Source organism: Rosenbergiella sp. YN46, from assembly GCF_036620675.1.
Classification (GTDB): domain Bacteria; phylum Pseudomonadota; class Gammaproteobacteria; order Enterobacterales; family Enterobacteriaceae; genus Jejubacter.
The window spans coordinates 1-17,567 of sequence record NZ_JAZHEE010000037.1 but is presented as its reverse complement, the minus strand read 5'-3'; the positions used below and the strand labels follow the sequence as shown (position 1 = coordinate 17,567).

The window sequence follows — 17,567 nt, the reverse complement described above, 5'->3', positions numbered from 1 at the left end:
TACGTAAAATCAGGCTGTCGTGACGGCGGAATTCTTCGGGCAACACACGGCAGCACCGGTGCAGCTTTAAAGCACCAGTCTGATGATTGGGTTTTTGTCGGCTCCGGGCCGGGGAGTCAGAATTTATTCTGGCTCAGCGGGCCGGATGGCAAGCGAAGCGCGGCAGTCAGGACGTCAGAAGCCGGGAGCGAAGTCCGTTGCTACCAGAAGGAACTGAGAGGCTAAATCCTCCTGGGAGTGGAAACCATACGCCAGCGGCTGATAAGCCTCCGTGCGGGGGTTCACCAGAAAAAGCGCGGGGTAATGGGTAATATGCATGGCCTCCGTCTGTCCGTTGTCAGGCCGTGATCCCGGCAGTTCCGGCGCAATTTTGCCATCCACTGACACATAGATAAGATTGATGCCGTACTCCCTGACGAACGAGCGCACAACCACGCCCATCAGCACATCTACCGGCTCTTTCCCCCGGTAGAAATAAAACAGCCCGTTATCAGCAGACAGCTTTTTAATCGCGTCTTTTTCCCGCTGACGCTGTATCGCCTGGCGGGTACTGGCCGTTCCGTTGTAATGGCTGTAGCGCAGGTTGTAATCCAGTTCGGGGAACTTCAGCAGCGCCTCTTTTGAGGACTGAGCAAACTGAGACGATTTTTCCGCCCAGAAATCCTGTAGCAGTTTGTATCGTCTGAAATTTTCAGCAGAAGGGAACATAATCGCTTTGTCGAGCGCAGCCTTCGTCGCTGCCTGCAATTTCTCTTTCAGTTCTGTGGCATTTTCCGGTGATATTGCTGAGGGAGGCGGTGCTGACGGCGGCTCGTCCTCGTCAGGAGTAACCGGCTCGTTGTACCAGATCCAGCCCTGAGCCTCGCTGTCGGGAAAACCACCAAGCCGGGTATCCCCAGCCTGGGCGTGTCCCCCGATAGTCCCGGCAGCCACGAGCATCAGATAACAGACTTTTCGCATCAGTGGCTGCTCCCCTGGTCAAACATGGCTTTCATACGGTCTTTCATTTTCTCTATCTGATTATTATCAGCGGGAATATCACTGCCACTGTTCAGATCGTCATAAAACGCGGAGAAATCGACTTTTGAAAAATCTATCTTCTGGAGTTCTTCCGGCGTAATCCCCCGGCAGTCAGGTGACTTACCTGAACCAAACCCGATCCCAAGCTGCCATGAACGGCCCTGTTGCTGGACTATCTGCGCCAGCTTGGAATCAAACTGGCAGTAGCCGCGCTTTTTCTCAATGCAGATACCCAGCGCTTTTTTGCTGCAATATTCACCCACATAGACGGTAAGCCGTTTTTCTTTGGCCTTACCCAGCGCTTTTTCTTCACTGCTGCAACTGGCAAGCCCCACGTCCTGCCCCCAGCCCGAATCTTTACAGCAGTTACTGAACCCGGCGGCAAACTTCTTGCAGGACACGCCCTTACCCGTGAAGATTTTCACATCATTGCTGTTCAGTTCGGCCACGTCCTTGCCCGCTGCGGCGACCGCCGCCAGTTCCGATGCTGCTTTGGCAAACATGTCGTTTTTGCCGTTGTTATCCAGCACGCAGCTTCCGTCAGTGCAGAAAAGCTCATCCCCGCAGACCTGACCTTCTCCTTTCACCTTCGTTTCACACGAATACGTGATGTTGGCGTGGAGGCAGGCACCGTCCCCCTGATCCACACACTGCTGATTGACGACATTACAGGCCGCATTATGGATATAGGCCCCGCAGGTTCCCTCACTTTCGCTCTGGGTCAGGTAGCTGTCGCGGTACGCCCAGCAGTCCTGATGAACGGTATAGGGCTTGCCATCCACCGTTACCGTTTTATCGCCGCCCGGCTCCGTGCATTCCGTCCCCGTCAGACTGCCTTCGGCTTTATCAAACGGGCAATTTTCAGACCATACAACATCCGGAACCCATTTCTTTGATGGAATTTCAACCCGGAGAGTAATGGAAAAGCGGTAACGCATGTTGCTACTTTTCCAGATGGAATCGACTGTTGGATTATTATTTCTGCTACGGATGGAGAACGTCATCTTTTGTCCCTCCGTCAGTTGCGCCCCACTGCTCAGGGCAGGGCTGCCTGTATCATCATCCATTGAAATCAACCCGAAAGGCGTACTAACACGCATAAACCAGTTAGGGTTACTAAATGCCAGATGTTTATTCCAGGAATATGTTGCAGATGCGCTAATAATCTTTCCTGTCACGGGAGCGATCCAGGCTCCTGTGTATCCTGCATCTGTAGAAGAAAACAAAATATCCTGAGACTGAATGACAATATTTTTAATTTCTGTGGTGTCCTCGTAATGACCGGATATTGCCGCAGTTCTGGTACAATATTGCTGAACCTGCAAATCCCGGTCACAGACATAATTAGTAAATACACTCTTCTCGAATTCTTTGGACTCACACAGTTTGGGGTCGAATACCGTTTCAGCGTTATTCTCGGCATTACGGCCATTATCCAGAAACGGGGAATCAGCCGTCACCATATCTTTCGGCTGCTTACTGATAGAATCGGTGACGGCCTTACCCCACTCGGTATTATTAAGCGTATTGCTGCCCGGCGAGGTTAAATCAGTACCCGAACTTTGTACGCCACCGTAGTACTTCGTTGCATCCGGACTGCTGCTGTAGTCAGGCAGGTTATCCGCAGGTTTAAATGACTTAAAGGTATCAAGATCCTTCCCCTTCAGCCCTTTGGCATAATCCATACCACTGTTAAAATCGTCGTTCGCCGTGACCGGAAAGTTAACGATAAATCCCGCCATCAGCGCTATCACTAACCATAATGATTTCATTGTGTGGCCTCCTTCAGTGCAGCCCTCGCCACATCAGCACAGTCCCCACCTTCAGCAACCTTGCGCAGCAGACCATCAATGCGGATATCGCCGGATACGCGATCAAACGTGTCTCCGCACGTCACAACCAGTGCCGGAACGGCGGTTATCCCGTACTGCCGGAAGGCTTTGGGGTTTATCTGAACGCCGCCTTTATTACTGCCCTTTGTCATTTCAAAAATAGTATTCGCCGTCTGACGGAAATCATTATTAATCATCCCGCGAATATTTACCGGAACAGCAAACTGAGCGGCGTTATTCAGCATAGTGGCAAGGCCATTTCGGGGGATAGAAAATGACACAAAATACTGAATGGCCGGTTGTGGTTTTTGTGCAGACTGATATTGCATCTGCTGCTTATGCTGGAGATTATTGATGAAATCCATATTCTCCCTGGATACACCATTATTTTTTAATTGCTTAATAAAGTCCGACACCTCCATTTTCTGAGTCTGAGCTTCAGCCGACTGCATCCGCTCAATAAAGTCCCTGTCTTCTGATACAGTTCCGGCATGAGACAGGCAGGGGAAAACCGCCATCAATAATACAGGCAGGCATTTCATCATTAATACTCCTGTTCAGAGAAAGACGCAGTTACGCTTACGCCACATTAAATAACCGTAGTTTTTCTTGTCGTTGGGGGTGAGATGTCCTGTCTGCCAGGTCAGCGTGCTCTGCCCGAAAGGGTGGCAGGCCAGCGGGTCGGGTAAGGTATTCACCATCTGATATCGCCAGCGGCTTTTGGGGATGATGGGCGAAGGGTATTCGAAACATACCGCTGTATCTGCCCCCACGCTCTCCATCACCAGACCTTCGCGGTGCAGCTTGAAGGCCATTCGCTCGGAAAGCAGCACCGACGACTGCGCAGGGCTGTATTCATTGGTGACTGTACCGGTAAACGGATACAGCGAGCCGTGACTTCCGGCACACCAGAACAGCGCATCGACGGGCTTCACCAGACTGGCGGCGGCATCTGCGGCACAGGCTCCCTGTGCAATAACGTTACCGAACAACGCCGCTTCAGGGTTAATAATGAGAGACAGCTGATCGTCATTCCACATCGGATCAAGCTCGGTCAGATACCCGATATCCATGTCCCCGCCCTGCAAACAACCTACAGACGTAATAATGTTCAGCCAGGCTATCAGCGGGTATTTGTACCAGTGGACGTGATAAAACACGTTTGGCACGTCATTATTTTCCTGCTCCCCCACTCCCAGGCCAACTTTACCGATATCCAGCTTAATACCGCCCATATTGACCAGGCAAAAAGGTGAACGGGTGACATCAGTGATCGCCATAGGCTCCCAGAAGCCTATCGCCAGCCCGATACGGTAAAACACACCCATAGGACATATCTGTATCGGGCTGGCCGGGTTTTCGGTATCAGCAACATTGCCCGGCGCAACCGGTATGCTGCCGATGGTTATCGGAAACAGGCATTCCCAGCAGATATCGGTGATCGGATTGACAAAATGACCATCGCAGGCGGCGGCTGACGCGCTGGCTCTGCCTGGCAGAAACAGCACAGCGCACAGCATTATAAGGGCTGTTGGTAATCTCACTTTCCGCCCTCCATCGCAAACGTATCTACCCGCAGACGTTTACCGTCAGCAGCAACGGTGACTCTGGCCGGAACGGCGTCAAGCTGAAACTTGCGGCTTAACGTGCCGTTCTGATCAAAGTAAACCTGAGCGTCAAGGCTTTCCCCGCTGGTTTTAATGTTGCCGTTCACCAGGACAATTTTACTAATCACCGTGTCCGGCTTCTGCTGTTTCATCCAGTCAATCTGACGTTTATCGTCACCGTCGATAAAGTAAAGGGTTTCCCGGAATGGCACATGCTCCAGTGGATTGATTTTGTCCCCTTTATGCGCGAAAACCACGCCCTTACCATCAGCAATGTCTTTATCAACGGTAAACGTGGGGTCGATATAGTGGGTTTCGCTTTTATCGGCTAAACGAAGCCCCGTTACCGGAGGTGGCCTGAGAATATGCGCTTTTACGCGCTCCTGGACGGCTTTCTGTTCACGGGCAAGTGAACCATCTGCCTCCATCGATTTAAGCCGCTGCTGAATGAACGTCAGCATATCCTGTTCCTGAATGGGATAGAGGTCGCCCCATGTTCCCAGGTCTTTAGCACCGGCGCTGCATGCTATTGCCAGTATCAGAAGAAGTGACTTTTTCATCATTGCCCTGCCTGCATTTTCCGGGCCACGTCCTGCTGAACATCGCGGGTGATATCTCTGGCCCCACTGACCACAGCAGGCGTGACCAGAATCAGTGCGCGGTGTGATGCCTGCCAGTCCTCGATGCTGCGGTTAAGGTTTGAGGTAAAGCGTTCGGTCAGGGCGCGGCTGGTCGCTTCATCAAGATTTTTACGGGAAGACTGATCCATGAACCGGTCTATCGTCCCTTTCATATCGAACGTCACCACGTCAGGCGTTCGCCACTCAACCATCAGCGCCGAAATACCGGCATTCACTGCAATCAGCGCCACGGCCAGCAAAAGAGAACGGCCCCGGTGGCGTATCCGGCGTCTGGCCGGGGCCACAATACCGCGACGGATATCATTACTGCTCAGATTTCCCATGCTTCAAGCTCCTCCATTTCGTCCGGATAGTTGAGTTTTGCCAGTTCATATACCGCATCATGGATATCCCATCCCTGCGCCCGTTTTTCCTGGATAAACTCAAAATCGCCACCACGGGAAGAAAACATGGCACGGCTCAGGGGATCAACGAACAGACGATGGAAGGAACTGACAGCCCCGATACGCAGCATAAATGACGAAAACCACTGATCTTTCGCATCCCCGAAACCCTCGATAATCTGGCGCTCATAGTCTCTGAACTGGCTGGGGTTACGTTCACAGTAAGTCTTGAACTCAGTGGTATCCTGTTTAGCAACCACCTTGAAAGCAGAGTTACCCCAGGCCGCTTTTGCGGCTGAAGAGGCATCGGGTGAATCAAAGTCTTTAATGTTCTGTGTGATGGTGATGAAAGAGCCGTTATGGCGACGCACGGTGCGATAACCTGTTTCAATAAATGAACCAACCTTCTGATTTTTGAAATTAAGCAGCTTCCAGCCTTCATCAATAGCGCAACACTTTTTCAGGTTACGCGGCGAACGATACATTTTGTCTTCGATATAAATGATGAGCGAAAACATCACCGCAACGAGCAGAGCGGGTCTTTCCTGCAGGCTCCCCATCTCAAGGACAATCATCCGGGCATCTTCCTGAAGCGAGGGCTTATCACTGTTGAAGTAATCGGCATAAATACCGCCCGCACAGTATTTCCCCAGCAGTTTGATAATTTCATCAAAGCGGCGGGCGATACTGTCTGCCCCGTCCTTTCTTGCCTGAAGCACAGCCCCTTTCAGGAACGTCACCACATCATCAATATGTGCCGCATTCCCCTTTGTCTCCCAGGCATACATCACACCTTCGAGCAGCAGATCTTCGTGGATTTCATCGAGGTTTCCGTCCGGGCTTGCCAGCACAGACAACTGATCGCGGATACGCTCACCGGAGCGGGTAATATCCGTGACGTTAGCGAAGGGGTTAAACGACAGTGACGAGGCATCAATGTAAGTCCCGCCCATGTTCTCACAGAACGACTTATAGCCATCGCCCATATCGAACACCCAGACCAGACCGCCGCTGTCCAGTACGCTGCGTAAGATAGGCTGCACCAGACCGGTTTTACCCGCTCCCGATGTGCCGGTAACGCCCATGTTGTAGTTGGTATTCCCCATGCCTTCACCAAATATATCCAGAAAGGCAAGCTGATTGCGGTAGCTCGGTGCCAGAAGTCCCTTCTGGCACAGGCGGTTGTCAGCAATCACTGGCATAAGGTTAACGGCCTGAATACTTTCACACCGGTTAGTGGCGCCGGAAACCTTCAGATCGCTCCATAGCCCCTCGTGAACCATAAATGGCAACATCGACATCCAATTACGGTGTTGCATATAGTGTGGGGCACAAAGTTCAAGTCCATTTTTCTTAAAGGTGTTAATCACCTTTTGCTCGCAGGTCAGCGCTTCACTGTCATCATCACGGCAAAAAACCGTAATATTGAAGTAATGCCTGACCAGGCAACTTTCATTTGACAAAAGACGGCTACGAACTGATTCCCATTCGTTGCGCTGGTTGATCAGATTCGGCAGAAGTTTTGCCAGCGAACCTTTGGATTTGCTGTCCAGATCGAGAAACTTACGGTTAGCCTCCCCCTGTGCCGCAACCTGATCTTCCGCTTCAACGGTAAATGTGAGGACAAAGGGAAAAGGTATGCTCAAATCTGGATTCAGCAGATTGCTGATATTGTCCCCTCCCTGCCACAGCAGAAACAGGTCGGGGTTGTCATCAAGCATAAAATTCATGACGCGGGACGTTTTTACGCTGCCCGCTTTATCCGGCAATGTAACGATCAGTTTTTCAGGGTAAACATCAAAATCAATACCATTCTCAACGCACTGAAAATGGAGGTCATCATACTCATTCACTTTGACTTCCGGCCGGAAAAGCTGATCGCAGCGAAAGTTCACCAGACCACTGACAAGACTGACCAGCCCTTCCCGGTTAACAACTTCAGTATTCAGTTTCGCGGAATCAAGCGTTGCCCGGACAACTTTCATCAGGTGAGAAAGGCTGGTCATGGTGGAAGCACGGTTACTTTTCTTTTTTACCGCACAAGCAATATAAAGCGTGTAATTACGTAGCGTCAGTGGCAGCCCAGTTGGGGTGCGAAAACTGTTACGGGCAGCCTGCTGATAATAGGCCCGGGTGACAGCGTTAAATTTATCAGCCTGCTTGCCCTGCCAGGCAAAATCCGACAGGCCATAATCCAGTTCGTCTCCGATGACCTGGCTCGATACCAGATGGAAGCTGACAGGTGTTTTGCGGGGGAGTTTACTTTTAACCAGATCATTCAGCACATCCACAATATGCTTGTTGGCCCCAATGAGCGGCACCGCCTTCAGTAAAAATCCTGCTGTACTTTTATTGATAAACAGTCCGGTTTCATCATCAAATTCCCGGTAGGGAAGCAGATTTGATAGCTGAGGGTAGGTCAGATTGCCCAGAGAACGGTTAGCATCAGAAACACCACCAGGCGATTTAATCGCATTCTGAATCCGGGAAATAGTCTGAGTGAAAATATCTAAATTACTCACTGGCGCCATTCTCCTGGTTTAACGACAAATGACAGCAGCCCCGGCTCATGGAAATTATCCTGACCATCAACCCAGGGCGCGACCCATACTTTCGCTGTCGCTTCTGGTGTTCTCACTGGAGAACGAAGAAACGCGCCCCCCTGCGCCGAACGGGTAAGAGGAACGCCCGCACCGGCAGGTTTAGCCAGGACGGGCAACGACGCCGCACCCGGCTTTACTGCTGCCGCCTTAGCCTTCTGACGGGCCATATTGTTCGCAGCATCAATGGTCATACAACTGTCACTGGAGGTGGCATTACATTCGAAGTCTGATTTAGCACCAGCACACCCTGTAAGCAGCACAACACCTGCCAGTAAAGGCATAATTAATTTATTCATTATTTACTCGCTATTTTCCGGGAACAGATAATGGGCCGTTGAGGGCATCAGCAGACACAATATCGCCAAGTTTAAACTTTTTAATATCGTTGATTGTATTTTGCGTTTCGTGACCTACCGCGCTGGCTGTTTTTTCCAGTGCTGACTCTGATTTTTTCTGTTTCGCTTTTAACGCCTCCGCAATAGTCTGTATCTGGAATCCATCGTTAAATACCAGTGTGACCTCATTACCCGCACCAATGGGAATGACCGGATGATATTGTTCAGCGCGTTTTATATAATATTCAGAAAGCGTTTTGGCCGCCTCACTGGTGCCTCCACCTATACCGCTTTTCATAATGTCCCCGGCTCCCGGAGAAGCCGTCGCTCCCACTCCCACGGTAGTTGACCCGGCACTTTCAATACCTTTGCCAATGCCGCTGAGAAAACCGGCTCCCCAGGCAAAGCCAAGCACCTTACCGTTACGCATGACCACTTCACCCTTAATGCCGTTTTTCCCCATAAAGGAAACATGCCCTTTAATTTCCTGGTCAATAACGTCTTTCCCGATATTACAACTCAGTTTTCGCGTCCTGACCTCCGCACGTTCACTGGATACATCCCCGTAAGCCTCCAGCGTGACGAAGCAGCCGGTAAGATCGAACTCACGGTCATTAGGCATCTGTACTTTACCTGTTAACCGTAACTGCATCGGAGACGTATTCTGTGAACCGGTAACGGCAGCATTGGCATCAGCCCCTTCTATCACGACTGATTCGGCATAACTTCCGGAAGGGATATAGGGGAAGTGAAAAGCAGGCTCCTGAACGGCCTGACTGAACGTCTGCCTGCGAAGACCATTCTCACGCGGCATGACCATTATCTGCCCTGGTGGGGCGTAACCCATACCATCGTACCGGTAATTATTTTGCCCCCCCTGCGCAGGGGGGGCAGCATTATCACCAGCATCAGCTTTACCTGCATTACCCGCGCCAGCATTACCCTGACTGCTCTCTCCTTTATTGCTGGTCATTGCCTGGACAAGGCCTGAGTTGGTTTGTTGCAGGTCGGTAAGCTGTTTTTGCAGACTGGCGTTATTATCTGATAACGCCTTAATTTCCCGCTCCATTGATTTAAATTTTTCGTTTACCTCTTTGCCGACACGCTGTGCTTCCGTTATGGCATTCTGCTGAACCTTATCATCGAAAGTGGCATTAACCACTCCCGTCATATCCGGGGCAGGTTCACCCGGAGGCGGGGATGAAACCTGTCTTTTGGCCGCAGTGAGATACCACGCAGCCCCGCCGCCGCAAAGTCCCAGCACAACCACGGCCACCACTATCGCTATCTGCTTCTTTTTGGCCTGAATGTTGACGTTTTTCACTGACTCACCTCCAGGTCACGGATCAGATAAAGCGAAACCGTTGCTCCGGCAGGTAATACGGCAGAACGGGGCCAGAACATGACTGACCGGACTCCATGCCCTGCATAGTCATGTTCATTAAGCGTGAGTCCCCAGGTATTAGGGTTAGTCAGGCGGTATTTTTCAATCCGAAGATTACCGCCATCCCATACCTGAAGGCGTTTTGCACTGACCGGTGCTGACAGACGAGTATCCCGCTCCTGATTATCAACCAGTGAATAGCCATCAGGCATGACCCCGGTAAGTACACCTTTGTTGAGGGCAAGCAGAAGGGATTCATAGGGAGTCTCTTTTTCCCAGGCTTTAGTTGACGAATGAACCACAGGGCTGAGTGGTGAAATACGGTATACTTTGCCCTGTCCTTTAACCGGCGTGGCCCTGACAGAAAATACCTGACCGGATTCCGTCTCGACGACGAAGGTAAAAGGTTTATCAGTTGCAACGCTGAACATCACAGCACCGTTTCCGGTTTTCTCCGGATCTGGCACATCGCTTTCCTTACTGGTTAAGGCAGTGATTCTGTCCCCCTGAACCATCAATACGTTAGCGCTGTCCCTGCTGACAGACACGGTGAAAGTACTGCCGTTCTCACCGCGAAGCTCTGCCGGGCCGGTGCTGGCAAATACAGTATTAACAGCCATCAGGCACAACAGGCCGGGCATCAGGATAACGCTATTTCGCTTTCGCATCGTCCACCTCCACAAATTTCTCAATGCTGGTAACACCGGCCCGATAGCTGAGTTGCAGCCTGTAATGTTTGATCTCCTCCAGCGGCTTGCTGTTACCTATCCATGTTTTCAGCACACCACGAATATCAACAATGCTTGCAGACGGGTAAACTTTGATAGCGGTCTGATAAAACGCAGATGTGACTGCGTTTTCCTTAATCCGTTTAGCTTCAGCGGCCAGCACTGGCGCAAATTTTTCGCGGGATTCGGCACGAACATAGGACAAAAGGAAACCGTGATTCATATCAACCGTTTCAGGAGAGACATTCAGTCGCAGTGAGAGAAATGAAAGCGCCATCATCTGAAGATAAGGCGCACTGGCCTCACTCTCCGACACGATGAACGGTGCATCAAATGCCATCGGTACGACAATTTTTTCACGCTTGTTAACCAGCGCCCTGTTTGTAACCTCCAGATAAATATTGCTGGTAAGTGAAAGCGCAAGGAAAAACAACAATCCGACAATAATGTAGCCAACGACCTTATTACCGGAAATTTGAGCCTTAACGGACATAATTACCGCCTGTTATTTTATCCATTTCCGAAAACTGGAATCAGGTATGACTTTATAAACGACGCGGAACAGCTCTGTTGGTAAATACCAGTAGAGCATATTATAAAGCCACATGCTCCCCCGCCCTCTTTTCAGCCAGCGAATAAACAGCCACATGGTGATGCCATAAATCAGCCCACCTAATGCGTGTTTGTAGTAGATTGAAATGAGGAACGGGGGAACAGTTGGAATAAACTCATCCAGTGGCATGCCGATTATTCGCATCTGATCCCCTAACGTTTTCGGGAAACGATACTTTTTCAGTTCATCTCCCGATTCCATCATAACCTTCCTTTATCCGATGATGGCGAACGCCACGTTAATAAAAACGGAAAGAACGATAATGCCGCCCAGGATCTTGAAGTTTTTGGTTGCAACATAACCCAGGATAGCCATTACCACCTCACCAATCAAAAGCCACGTCATCAGGGATGAATCTTTACCGAAAGTGGCTTTGACTGTGGTATCACCCACCTTGAGAAGGTCATCATCAGCCCAGCAACCATGCATCATTGCAAGGAACAATGCAGAGGCCAGTGCAAACAAAACCATCAGATGCATCATCCTCTTACGGGACACGTTATTGTTAAGAAAAGATACAGCACTGCTTTTATTTACAGAAACTTCCATTATTGATTTCCTTTCGTTGTGATAAAAACAAGGTTGTTACAGAAAGCAGAGTGCTTCCTGTAAAAACATCGTCTTAAATAATCAGGGGAAGTTTTTTCTTCCCCGAAAAGAAAGTTCTCTCGCGGAGAGTTTAATTTTTGAGGCTGCGGGAAAGTAATCGACAATTCTTCTCTGATATTTCGACTTCGTGGAGTAATGATACAAGTTGGGTAACTGGTGTCTTTTTATTATGCCACGCCCGGCGATAGGCTATTTTCATCGCAGCCAGTTTAATCATAGCTTCCCGTAATTGGCTGGTTTGCGGAGACATAATCACCTCACTTTACATTCTTACCAATTTCCTTGATCAAGGTACTTACTGCCGGGTCAGAAAAATTATCAATCAGGAACTGAAGAAACTGTGAACCTGAAATTGTTTGTCCTGAGTGATAACTTGCTTCGACCGCACATCTGCGAATGCGCTCGCAACGTTCCTCACCTACATACATAGTCCTTCCAGGACGGGCGGCTCTTATTGACGAGGTTTGAGACATTTGGACTCCTGCGGAAAAGCCAGGGCAAGCCCTGGCATAGTAGTGTTGAAAAAGCATATTAATTAAGTAAGAGATGGACGCTGAAGACTTCGGGATGCAATACGTTCCCGTAATATTTTTTCAGCGTTTACGTCACTATAAACAGTTGCTGGATGTGGCCGATTGGCCTCACAGCCACCTGAAGAGGAAATGCCGGTCACAGCAGTGTAGATATGAGAGGTATCACTTAAGAGTTCCTCCAGAACATCACTGCGCTCAAGGAGGCGCATAAATTCAACCTGCCTTTCAAGAGGCCAGGGGATCGCGTAAATCCGCTGAATAGCGGATATCAGCGCCGGTGATAGATTGGCGCATTCAACGCAATTATCAGTGGGATCTATTCGGAGAATGCGAACGCACTTAAGCGCTTTGATAACTTCATCACGGACGACACAGGGCATATCACCAAACCTGACAAAGGAATGAACACCTGGAATATCAGTAATTTTTGTTGGGTGAGTAACTTCGGGATCAAAACAAACGAACAGATAGCCTGGTAGCAATGGTTTCTGCGACACACGCGATCCACCACAATCTTTTCTGCGAGTGATGCGAGTTTCAAGCGGGAAATAGCATTCGACATTAAGACTTGAAATCCAGCGAAGAACACGATCGAAACTTTTGTTTTGGCACTGAGCCAGATACCAGTTTTCCATAGCCTGGTTTCCTTTAGGCAAGCCTCCCCCATTTTCTCGCCGTGGAGAAAGCACTTATTGAACAATTACATACAAACAACCAACAAAACCTTACAAACTGTATATAATCACACGCCTGTAATTTTGTACAGCACGAAATGCAAATTTTTTGCACATTACTACGACAACAAGAGTAAAGCACAAAGACAACAAAATCTACTAATTTTTAGTAAGTTTATACATTTCCACTAAAAATACAAAACAATGTAATAAAAACAATTGCTTATAAACAACCATTAACTATTGTGTCGTTAAAAGGTTATATTTGAGTGAAATAGATCATGAACAATACGCCAAAAACGTTGGGAGAACGGTTAGAACTGGCCCTTAGTACTTTGAAGCTATCTCAATCACAAGCGTCTTTGGCAGCGGGAGTACCACAAGCAACGATTAGTCACCTAATAAGAAATCAAGCTCGCACATATAAAAATTCTCGTGCATTAGCTGAAGGTTTAAAGATAAATCATGACTGGTTGGTATATGGACGTGGTGGGATACTGAATCCTACAGTACAGTATGTACCTATTATCCTAGAGTACTTTCGCCTACGACTGTACCAATCAGAATCTTTTCTTGAAGACAATACCAATTATCTTGTTACCGAACAGGATTATGGTAAGGGCATGTTCGCAACAATACTGGATGACTCCATCCTAATTTGCTCCAGACCAGATGAAATTGAATATCCTGAAAGAAAAACTGGTTTTTTACTATGGACTGAGAGGCGGAAAGCAATAATTAACAAACAGGTACAGGGAAAGAGAGTGTTTCTTATACACGAAATTAGAAAATATGAATCAATACCAGAAAACATATTGAAAGGAACACAAAACCTATAAAGGAATGAAAGCATAATGGGAAGGATAAATCTACGAGTACCATACGAAGAAAAAGACGAGGTAAAAAAGCTAGGGGCAAAATGGGACTGGAATATGCGGATTTGGTACATTCCAGAAAACCTTAGCCATGAAGCATTCAGCAAATGGTTGTTACTGCCAAATATTAAAGCAGAGTCATTTTCAATAGCAAGAGTGATGACAGATTGTTGGTCATGTAAAAAAGATACCTATGTGTATACGATATTCTTTGACGAAGGATATTATTACAAGGATTACAATGAAGATACAGATGAGGTTTACTGGGAGCATAACCACTATCCAGCTATGTTATGTCATGTTGAATATGTCAGCGCAGATGCACAACTATTAATTGAAAAACATACACAATGTTATAATTATGATTATAGCAAAAAAGCAAAGACGCACTATGTAATGAATCATTGTATACATTGTGGAGCCAAGCATGGTGATTTTGTAATGCATGGGGAACCTGGCGGAGAATTCAATCCAGTAACTCCTGAAAAATCCAGAAAAATCAGAATTATTTCGTTTAAAACACCGATTGAATGTAGGGCTAGTGACTCATACTACAACGACTTCTACAAATCGATAAGATACCAAAGAGGGTGGAAAATATGAGTCATTGTATGAATTTATCGTAATATCACCTCGACTAAAGATGAGGCAACCTCCCATATACAGACCATTACTTTAAATTTAGTTAAATATATTGAATGACAAACACATAGGTTTATAACCCCATTAAAATACCCTCTATTTAGCACATCAATCTTTACTAAAAACCTTAGTTAACTGATCGTCTATTTTATCTCTTATTTGAACTTTTACATTTTCATAATTGAATGAGTCTATATTCTTAACCTCGTCTAAGTTGCCAATCATCTGAAGGAGCGTTGTTGAAGCGTAAGAAGCTTTAAGTATGTTTTCCAGTAATACTTTATTAAACATCAGTGGATCAGGTAAATCATTACTTTCTTGTATGCTATCTACTTCTCCTTCTTGCTCTTTCTTTTGCTGAAATTCATAAACTCTTAACCCAATATCCAATAACATTGCAGCGACGGAAGAAACGTTAGCTTCGGTTCTGTCAGCACCATCTTCCTTTTTTGCATCAACGATAGACTGTATTCTTTTATAATTATTCTGAGTTATATAAACCTGCGCTCTTGGCATTTTGACCACCTTATCCATAGTTGAGTTAGAGTCTGATTTTATTTTAAACAACATTCGGGCAAGTAGAATCAGACTCTAAAAGGAGTCTACCCAGAATCTTATTAGAGTTCAATAGGACTATCACAATATAAAATCAGAGTCCCTTTAGAGTCCAAAAAGTTAAATCAGCAAATAAGGCTTTGTTTTTTATGCAGTAGTTTTATCAGACTCTAATGGGGACTCTCGAAGGACTACATATAGACTCTATTGGGACTCCCATTTCATGAGACATTTGTAATGTAGAACGAAAATCCACATACTAAGTCATTGTTTATAAAGCAACTTGCAGGATTTTCAAATCCTGCGTCAGGTGTGGTGACTACAAGAAAAGAAGCAGGCTAGATCTATCATCGGGCACAATCCGGTTCATTACCTGCCTGGAAATTGCGTTTCTGACATTTGACGGGGGGCAATTAAATTCGAGGGGAAAGGACAAAGAAAAAGCGGGGAAAATCCCCGCTTTATTTAGATATCATAACCTTTTAAGTAATCCAGCCACCAACGTAGCTCATCCCATTCAGTGGCCTTTAATGCCGGTATCTTTACTTCCCATCCCTTTACAAGGGAATCAGCAATAGCTATTATCTGCTGCATTGACATTTGAACGTCCTCTATATGTTTAGTGTCATAGGTATCAGGCTGTTCCAGCAACCTGATACCTCTCCAATCAAATCTTTTTTTCCTCTCCGGTTAATGCTGATATTATTTCATTTTTGGCCCGCTCCTGCTCTGCCGGACAATATGCAAAATCAAACCAATTTTTCACATTACTGATAACCTGCTCGTTATTGCACCCACAGCTTTCAAACCAGAATTCCACATTGCGTTTCAGGGAAGCCACTGCGCTAAATTCTCTTTCCATTGTTCTTCCGTTCTCTCCGATAGATGGAGGGCATCCCCCTCCCTTTAGTTTCAATAATAAGAAGTAAAGCGGTGTTTTTTGCCTGGTGCTGTTTTATAAGCAGTTTCAAAATCTTCTATTTTAATGGCGAGTTCGTCTAAGCAGACTTTAACCTGACGCTTTAGACATTCACCAACGAAATCATCAAGAACAGGGATCTTATACCCATCCATTGAGCCGGAAAGATGAGTAGCAGCACGAATTTCCCGTACAGTGACGGTTTTCTTACCGTGAGTAGAAACTACCTGATAGAAGTTAACGTTAGTTTGCTCATAACCCCATGATGATGCAAATACATCGCCAATTGAAACATTGCCAATTTTAAAAACTAATACATTCATTTAAATCTCCCGCCCGTTTGGGCTACTGGATAAGACAGGGAACCATTCCCGACCAACAGATTCATCATACCATCAAATGATGGTATGGCAATATAATTTATTCCCGCTTAATTAATTTATAATCAGGATGTTCATCAGCAAGCAACAATAACAATTCGTAAGTCCCAGCAGCTAAACCTCTAGACGTTTTCCCAGATGTTTCTTTAGCTTGCCAGGCTGATAACGTAAAACCAAACCGTTCTGCGGCCTCCTGTTGCGTAAAGCCAGCCTTGATACGAGCTTGTTTCACCTCTTCAGGTGTAGGTTTAAAAATCATGATTTTGTACCTTCAAAATAGTATCTGTATAGAATTCCAATAAAATTGGGTCTTCAATTTCATCTTTAACGTTACTGAATTCTTCATGATAAAAATATTTCTTAAAAACAACCTTTTTAGTTGTTTTTTTATCGGCTTCTTTTGAGCGTACCTTCATCAGTTTTTCAAGTTCAATAAACAACCGTGTTGCATCTTCAGACACAACAATCCTGTATGTTACATTACCTTTGTTTTTTCTTTCGCTCAGGACTTCATTCATTTTTTTGCCTCATAACTGTTTAATAAACCCTGCTACCTTTATGAGCTGATCCACACTCAGGCCACGAATTATCATTTCATATCCGTCGCCCCGTTCTGATACGTTACCATCCAACCCATTCTCAACTTTAAAACCGGTCAACGTCCCATGCCAGCTATAAAGATGCATTAAACGAGATAGCATCCCTTTCAGGATCTGAATTTGATCGCGTTTTCGCTGTAACTGTTGTTCATATTCTCGCGCAATATCTATATTCTCTAAAGCATCCGTCAGGATTTTCTTTTCAATATCGGCGGCAATTTCTACAGGGTTACGTTCTGGCGATACAGTGCAAGTATGGTAAGGGCCTCGCCAGCTTCGACTATCTACGCTTCCGATGATAACTAGCCTTCCCTTCTCCATTCGAATATGTATAGTGAAATTTTTATACTGAGGCGAAGTTAGCTTTATCCTGTACTGGCAATCATCGAGCAGATTTACACGCCAGCCGTTCTCAAGAATTCGACAAACGATTTCAAACACAGGTTGATACCGTTCAAAGAAATTTTTCTGTTCTTTCATCTGATTCAGCCTTTTGAACTCAATAAAAATGCCGTAAATCGAATTACGGCAGTTTTAAAATTATTCGTCAAAGTGTCTATCATCACTTGCAGCTTCCTGGGCTTCGCATTCCTGCTGATATGCTTCTTCCTTTGCAAAAAGATGCGCCCATCCTT

At 46.7% G+C, this 17,567-nt stretch carries 24 protein-coding genes; 2 read left to right on the top strand and 22 right to left on the bottom strand.

Going from position 1 to position 17,567, the window contains the following annotated elements:
* Window positions 1-174 precede the first annotated feature (174 nt).
* The 15 genes from traF to V3W49_RS19040 all read right to left on the bottom strand — a co-directional run bounded on the left by traF (window position 175) and on the right by V3W49_RS19040 (window position 12,923).
* The gene (gene traF, locus V3W49_RS19110; RefSeq protein ID WP_500147624.1) at window positions 175-960 is read right to left on the bottom strand and encodes a type-F conjugative transfer system pilin assembly protein TraF; all 786 of its coding nucleotides are present in this window, start codon (window positions 958-960) and stop codon (window positions 175-177) included.
* Window positions 960-2,792 carry a type-F conjugative transfer system mating-pair stabilization protein TraN gene (traN, locus tag V3W49_RS19105; RefSeq protein ID WP_500147623.1) on the bottom strand — a complete coding sequence of 611 codons (1,833 nt, stop codon included), beginning with the start codon at window positions 2,790-2,792 and terminating at the stop codon, window positions 960-962. The genes traF and traN overlap by 1 nt, the downstream gene beginning before the upstream one ends.
* On the bottom strand, window positions 2,789-3,397 hold the full coding sequence (trbC, locus tag V3W49_RS19100; RefSeq protein WP_500147622.1) for a type-F conjugative transfer system pilin assembly protein TrbC: 609 nt from the start codon (window positions 3,395-3,397) through the stop codon (window positions 2,789-2,791). Before trbC ends, traN begins: the two co-directional genes overlap by 4 nt.
* A 12-nt stretch (window positions 3,398-3,409) precedes the next feature.
* A complete protein-coding gene (gene traU, locus V3W49_RS19095; RefSeq protein WP_261643287.1) occupies window positions 3,410-4,372 on the bottom strand; it encodes a conjugal transfer pilus assembly protein TraU in 963 nt (320 codons plus the stop codon).
* A gap of 20 nt (window positions 4,373-4,392) precedes the next feature.
* The gene (gene traW, locus V3W49_RS19090; protein ID WP_500147634.1) at window positions 4,393-5,019 is read right to left on the bottom strand and encodes a type-F conjugative transfer system protein TraW; all 627 of its coding nucleotides are present in this window, start codon (window positions 5,017-5,019) and stop codon (window positions 4,393-4,395) included.
* Window positions 5,019-5,423: a type-F conjugative transfer system protein TrbI gene (gene trbI, locus V3W49_RS19085; protein WP_500147621.1), complete on the bottom strand. Its 405-nt coding sequence runs from the start codon at window positions 5,421-5,423 to the stop codon at window positions 5,019-5,021. Before trbI ends, traW begins: the two co-directional genes overlap by 1 nt.
* Window positions 5,411-8,005, bottom strand: a complete 2,595-nt coding sequence (gene traC / locus V3W49_RS19080; protein WP_500147620.1) for a type IV secretion system protein TraC — start codon at window positions 8,003-8,005, stop codon at window positions 5,411-5,413. Before traC ends, trbI begins: the two co-directional genes overlap by 13 nt.
* A complete protein-coding gene (gene traV, locus V3W49_RS19075) occupies window positions 8,002-8,382 on the bottom strand; it encodes a type IV conjugative transfer system lipoprotein TraV (RefSeq protein WP_500147619.1) in 381 nt (126 codons plus the stop codon). Before traV ends, traC begins: the two co-directional genes overlap by 4 nt.
* Before the next feature lie 10 nt (window positions 8,383-8,392).
* Entirely contained in the window at window positions 8,393-9,745 is a 1,353-nt protein-coding gene (gene traB, locus V3W49_RS19070; protein WP_500147618.1) for an F-type conjugal transfer pilus assembly protein TraB, read from the bottom strand.
* Entirely contained in the window at window positions 9,742-10,473 is a 732-nt protein-coding gene (traK, locus tag V3W49_RS19065; RefSeq protein WP_500147617.1) for a type-F conjugative transfer system secretin TraK, read from the bottom strand. Before traK ends, traB begins: the two co-directional genes overlap by 4 nt.
* Window positions 10,457-11,026: a type IV conjugative transfer system protein TraE gene (gene traE, locus V3W49_RS19060; protein ID WP_500147616.1), complete on the bottom strand. Its 570-nt coding sequence runs from the start codon at window positions 11,024-11,026 to the stop codon at window positions 10,457-10,459. The genes traK and traE overlap by 17 nt, the downstream gene beginning before the upstream one ends.
* A gap of 12 nt (window positions 11,027-11,038) precedes the next feature.
* Window positions 11,039-11,347 carry a type IV conjugative transfer system protein TraL gene (gene traL, locus V3W49_RS19055; protein ID WP_261643172.1) on the bottom strand — a complete coding sequence of 103 codons (309 nt, stop codon included), beginning with the start codon at window positions 11,345-11,347 and terminating at the stop codon, window positions 11,039-11,041.
* 12 nt (window positions 11,348-11,359) lie between these two features.
* The gene (locus tag V3W49_RS19050; protein WP_500147615.1) at window positions 11,360-11,695 is read right to left on the bottom strand and encodes a type IV conjugative transfer system pilin TraA; all 336 of its coding nucleotides are present in this window, start codon (window positions 11,693-11,695) and stop codon (window positions 11,360-11,362) included.
* Between the two features lie 317 nt (window positions 11,696-12,012).
* Window positions 12,013-12,228, bottom strand: a complete 216-nt coding sequence (locus V3W49_RS19045) for a hypothetical protein (protein ID WP_161617793.1) — start codon at window positions 12,226-12,228, stop codon at window positions 12,013-12,015.
* 62 nt (window positions 12,229-12,290) lie between these two features.
* A complete protein-coding gene (locus tag V3W49_RS19040) occupies window positions 12,291-12,923 on the bottom strand; it encodes a transcription termination/antitermination NusG family protein (protein ID WP_500147614.1) in 633 nt (210 codons plus the stop codon).
* A 320-nt stretch (window positions 12,924-13,243) separates the two neighbouring features.
* On the opposite strand from V3W49_RS19040, the gene V3W49_RS19035 reads away from it, so the two are divergent.
* Window positions 13,244-13,801 (top strand): helix-turn-helix domain-containing protein, encoded by a 558-nt coding sequence (locus V3W49_RS19035; protein ID WP_500147613.1) that lies wholly within the window; start codon window positions 13,244-13,246, stop codon window positions 13,799-13,801.
* Between the two features lie 15 nt (window positions 13,802-13,816).
* Window positions 13,817-14,440 (top strand): DUF5710 domain-containing protein, encoded by a 624-nt coding sequence (locus V3W49_RS19030; protein WP_500147612.1) that lies wholly within the window; start codon window positions 13,817-13,819, stop codon window positions 14,438-14,440.
* Between the two features lie 147 nt (window positions 14,441-14,587).
* On the opposite strand, the gene V3W49_RS19025 is transcribed toward V3W49_RS19030, so the two are convergent.
* From V3W49_RS19025 to V3W49_RS18995, 7 genes are all read right to left on the bottom strand, one after another.
* The gene (locus V3W49_RS19025) at window positions 14,588-14,995 is read right to left on the bottom strand and encodes a relaxosome protein TraM (protein WP_500147611.1); all 408 of its coding nucleotides are present in this window, start codon (window positions 14,993-14,995) and stop codon (window positions 14,588-14,590) included.
* Window positions 14,996-15,499: 504 nt separating this feature from the next.
* Window positions 15,500-15,634 carry a hypothetical protein gene (locus V3W49_RS19020; RefSeq protein WP_257789149.1) on the bottom strand — a complete coding sequence of 45 codons (135 nt, stop codon included), beginning with the start codon at window positions 15,632-15,634 and terminating at the stop codon, window positions 15,500-15,502.
* A gap of 67 nt (window positions 15,635-15,701) precedes the next feature.
* Window positions 15,702-15,896 (bottom strand): hypothetical protein, encoded by a 195-nt coding sequence (locus tag V3W49_RS19015; protein WP_336195638.1) that lies wholly within the window; start codon window positions 15,894-15,896, stop codon window positions 15,702-15,704.
* 50 nt (window positions 15,897-15,946) lie between these two features.
* On the bottom strand, window positions 15,947-16,276 hold the full coding sequence (locus V3W49_RS19010; RefSeq protein WP_336195639.1) for a hypothetical protein: 330 nt from the start codon (window positions 16,274-16,276) through the stop codon (window positions 15,947-15,949).
* Between the two features lie 97 nt (window positions 16,277-16,373).
* Entirely contained in the window at window positions 16,374-16,592 is a 219-nt protein-coding gene (locus tag V3W49_RS19005; RefSeq protein ID WP_044243560.1) for a hypothetical protein, read from the bottom strand.
* Window positions 16,582-16,851 carry a hypothetical protein gene (locus V3W49_RS19000; protein ID WP_336195640.1) on the bottom strand — a complete coding sequence of 90 codons (270 nt, stop codon included), beginning with the start codon at window positions 16,849-16,851 and terminating at the stop codon, window positions 16,582-16,584. Before V3W49_RS19000 ends, V3W49_RS19005 begins: the two co-directional genes overlap by 11 nt.
* Window positions 16,852-16,860: 9 nt before the next feature.
* Window positions 16,861-17,412, bottom strand: coding sequence for a hypothetical protein (locus V3W49_RS18995; protein ID WP_500147610.1), 552 nt, complete (start codon window positions 17,410-17,412; stop codon window positions 16,861-16,863).
* Between the last annotated feature and the right edge of the window lie 155 nt (window positions 17,413-17,567).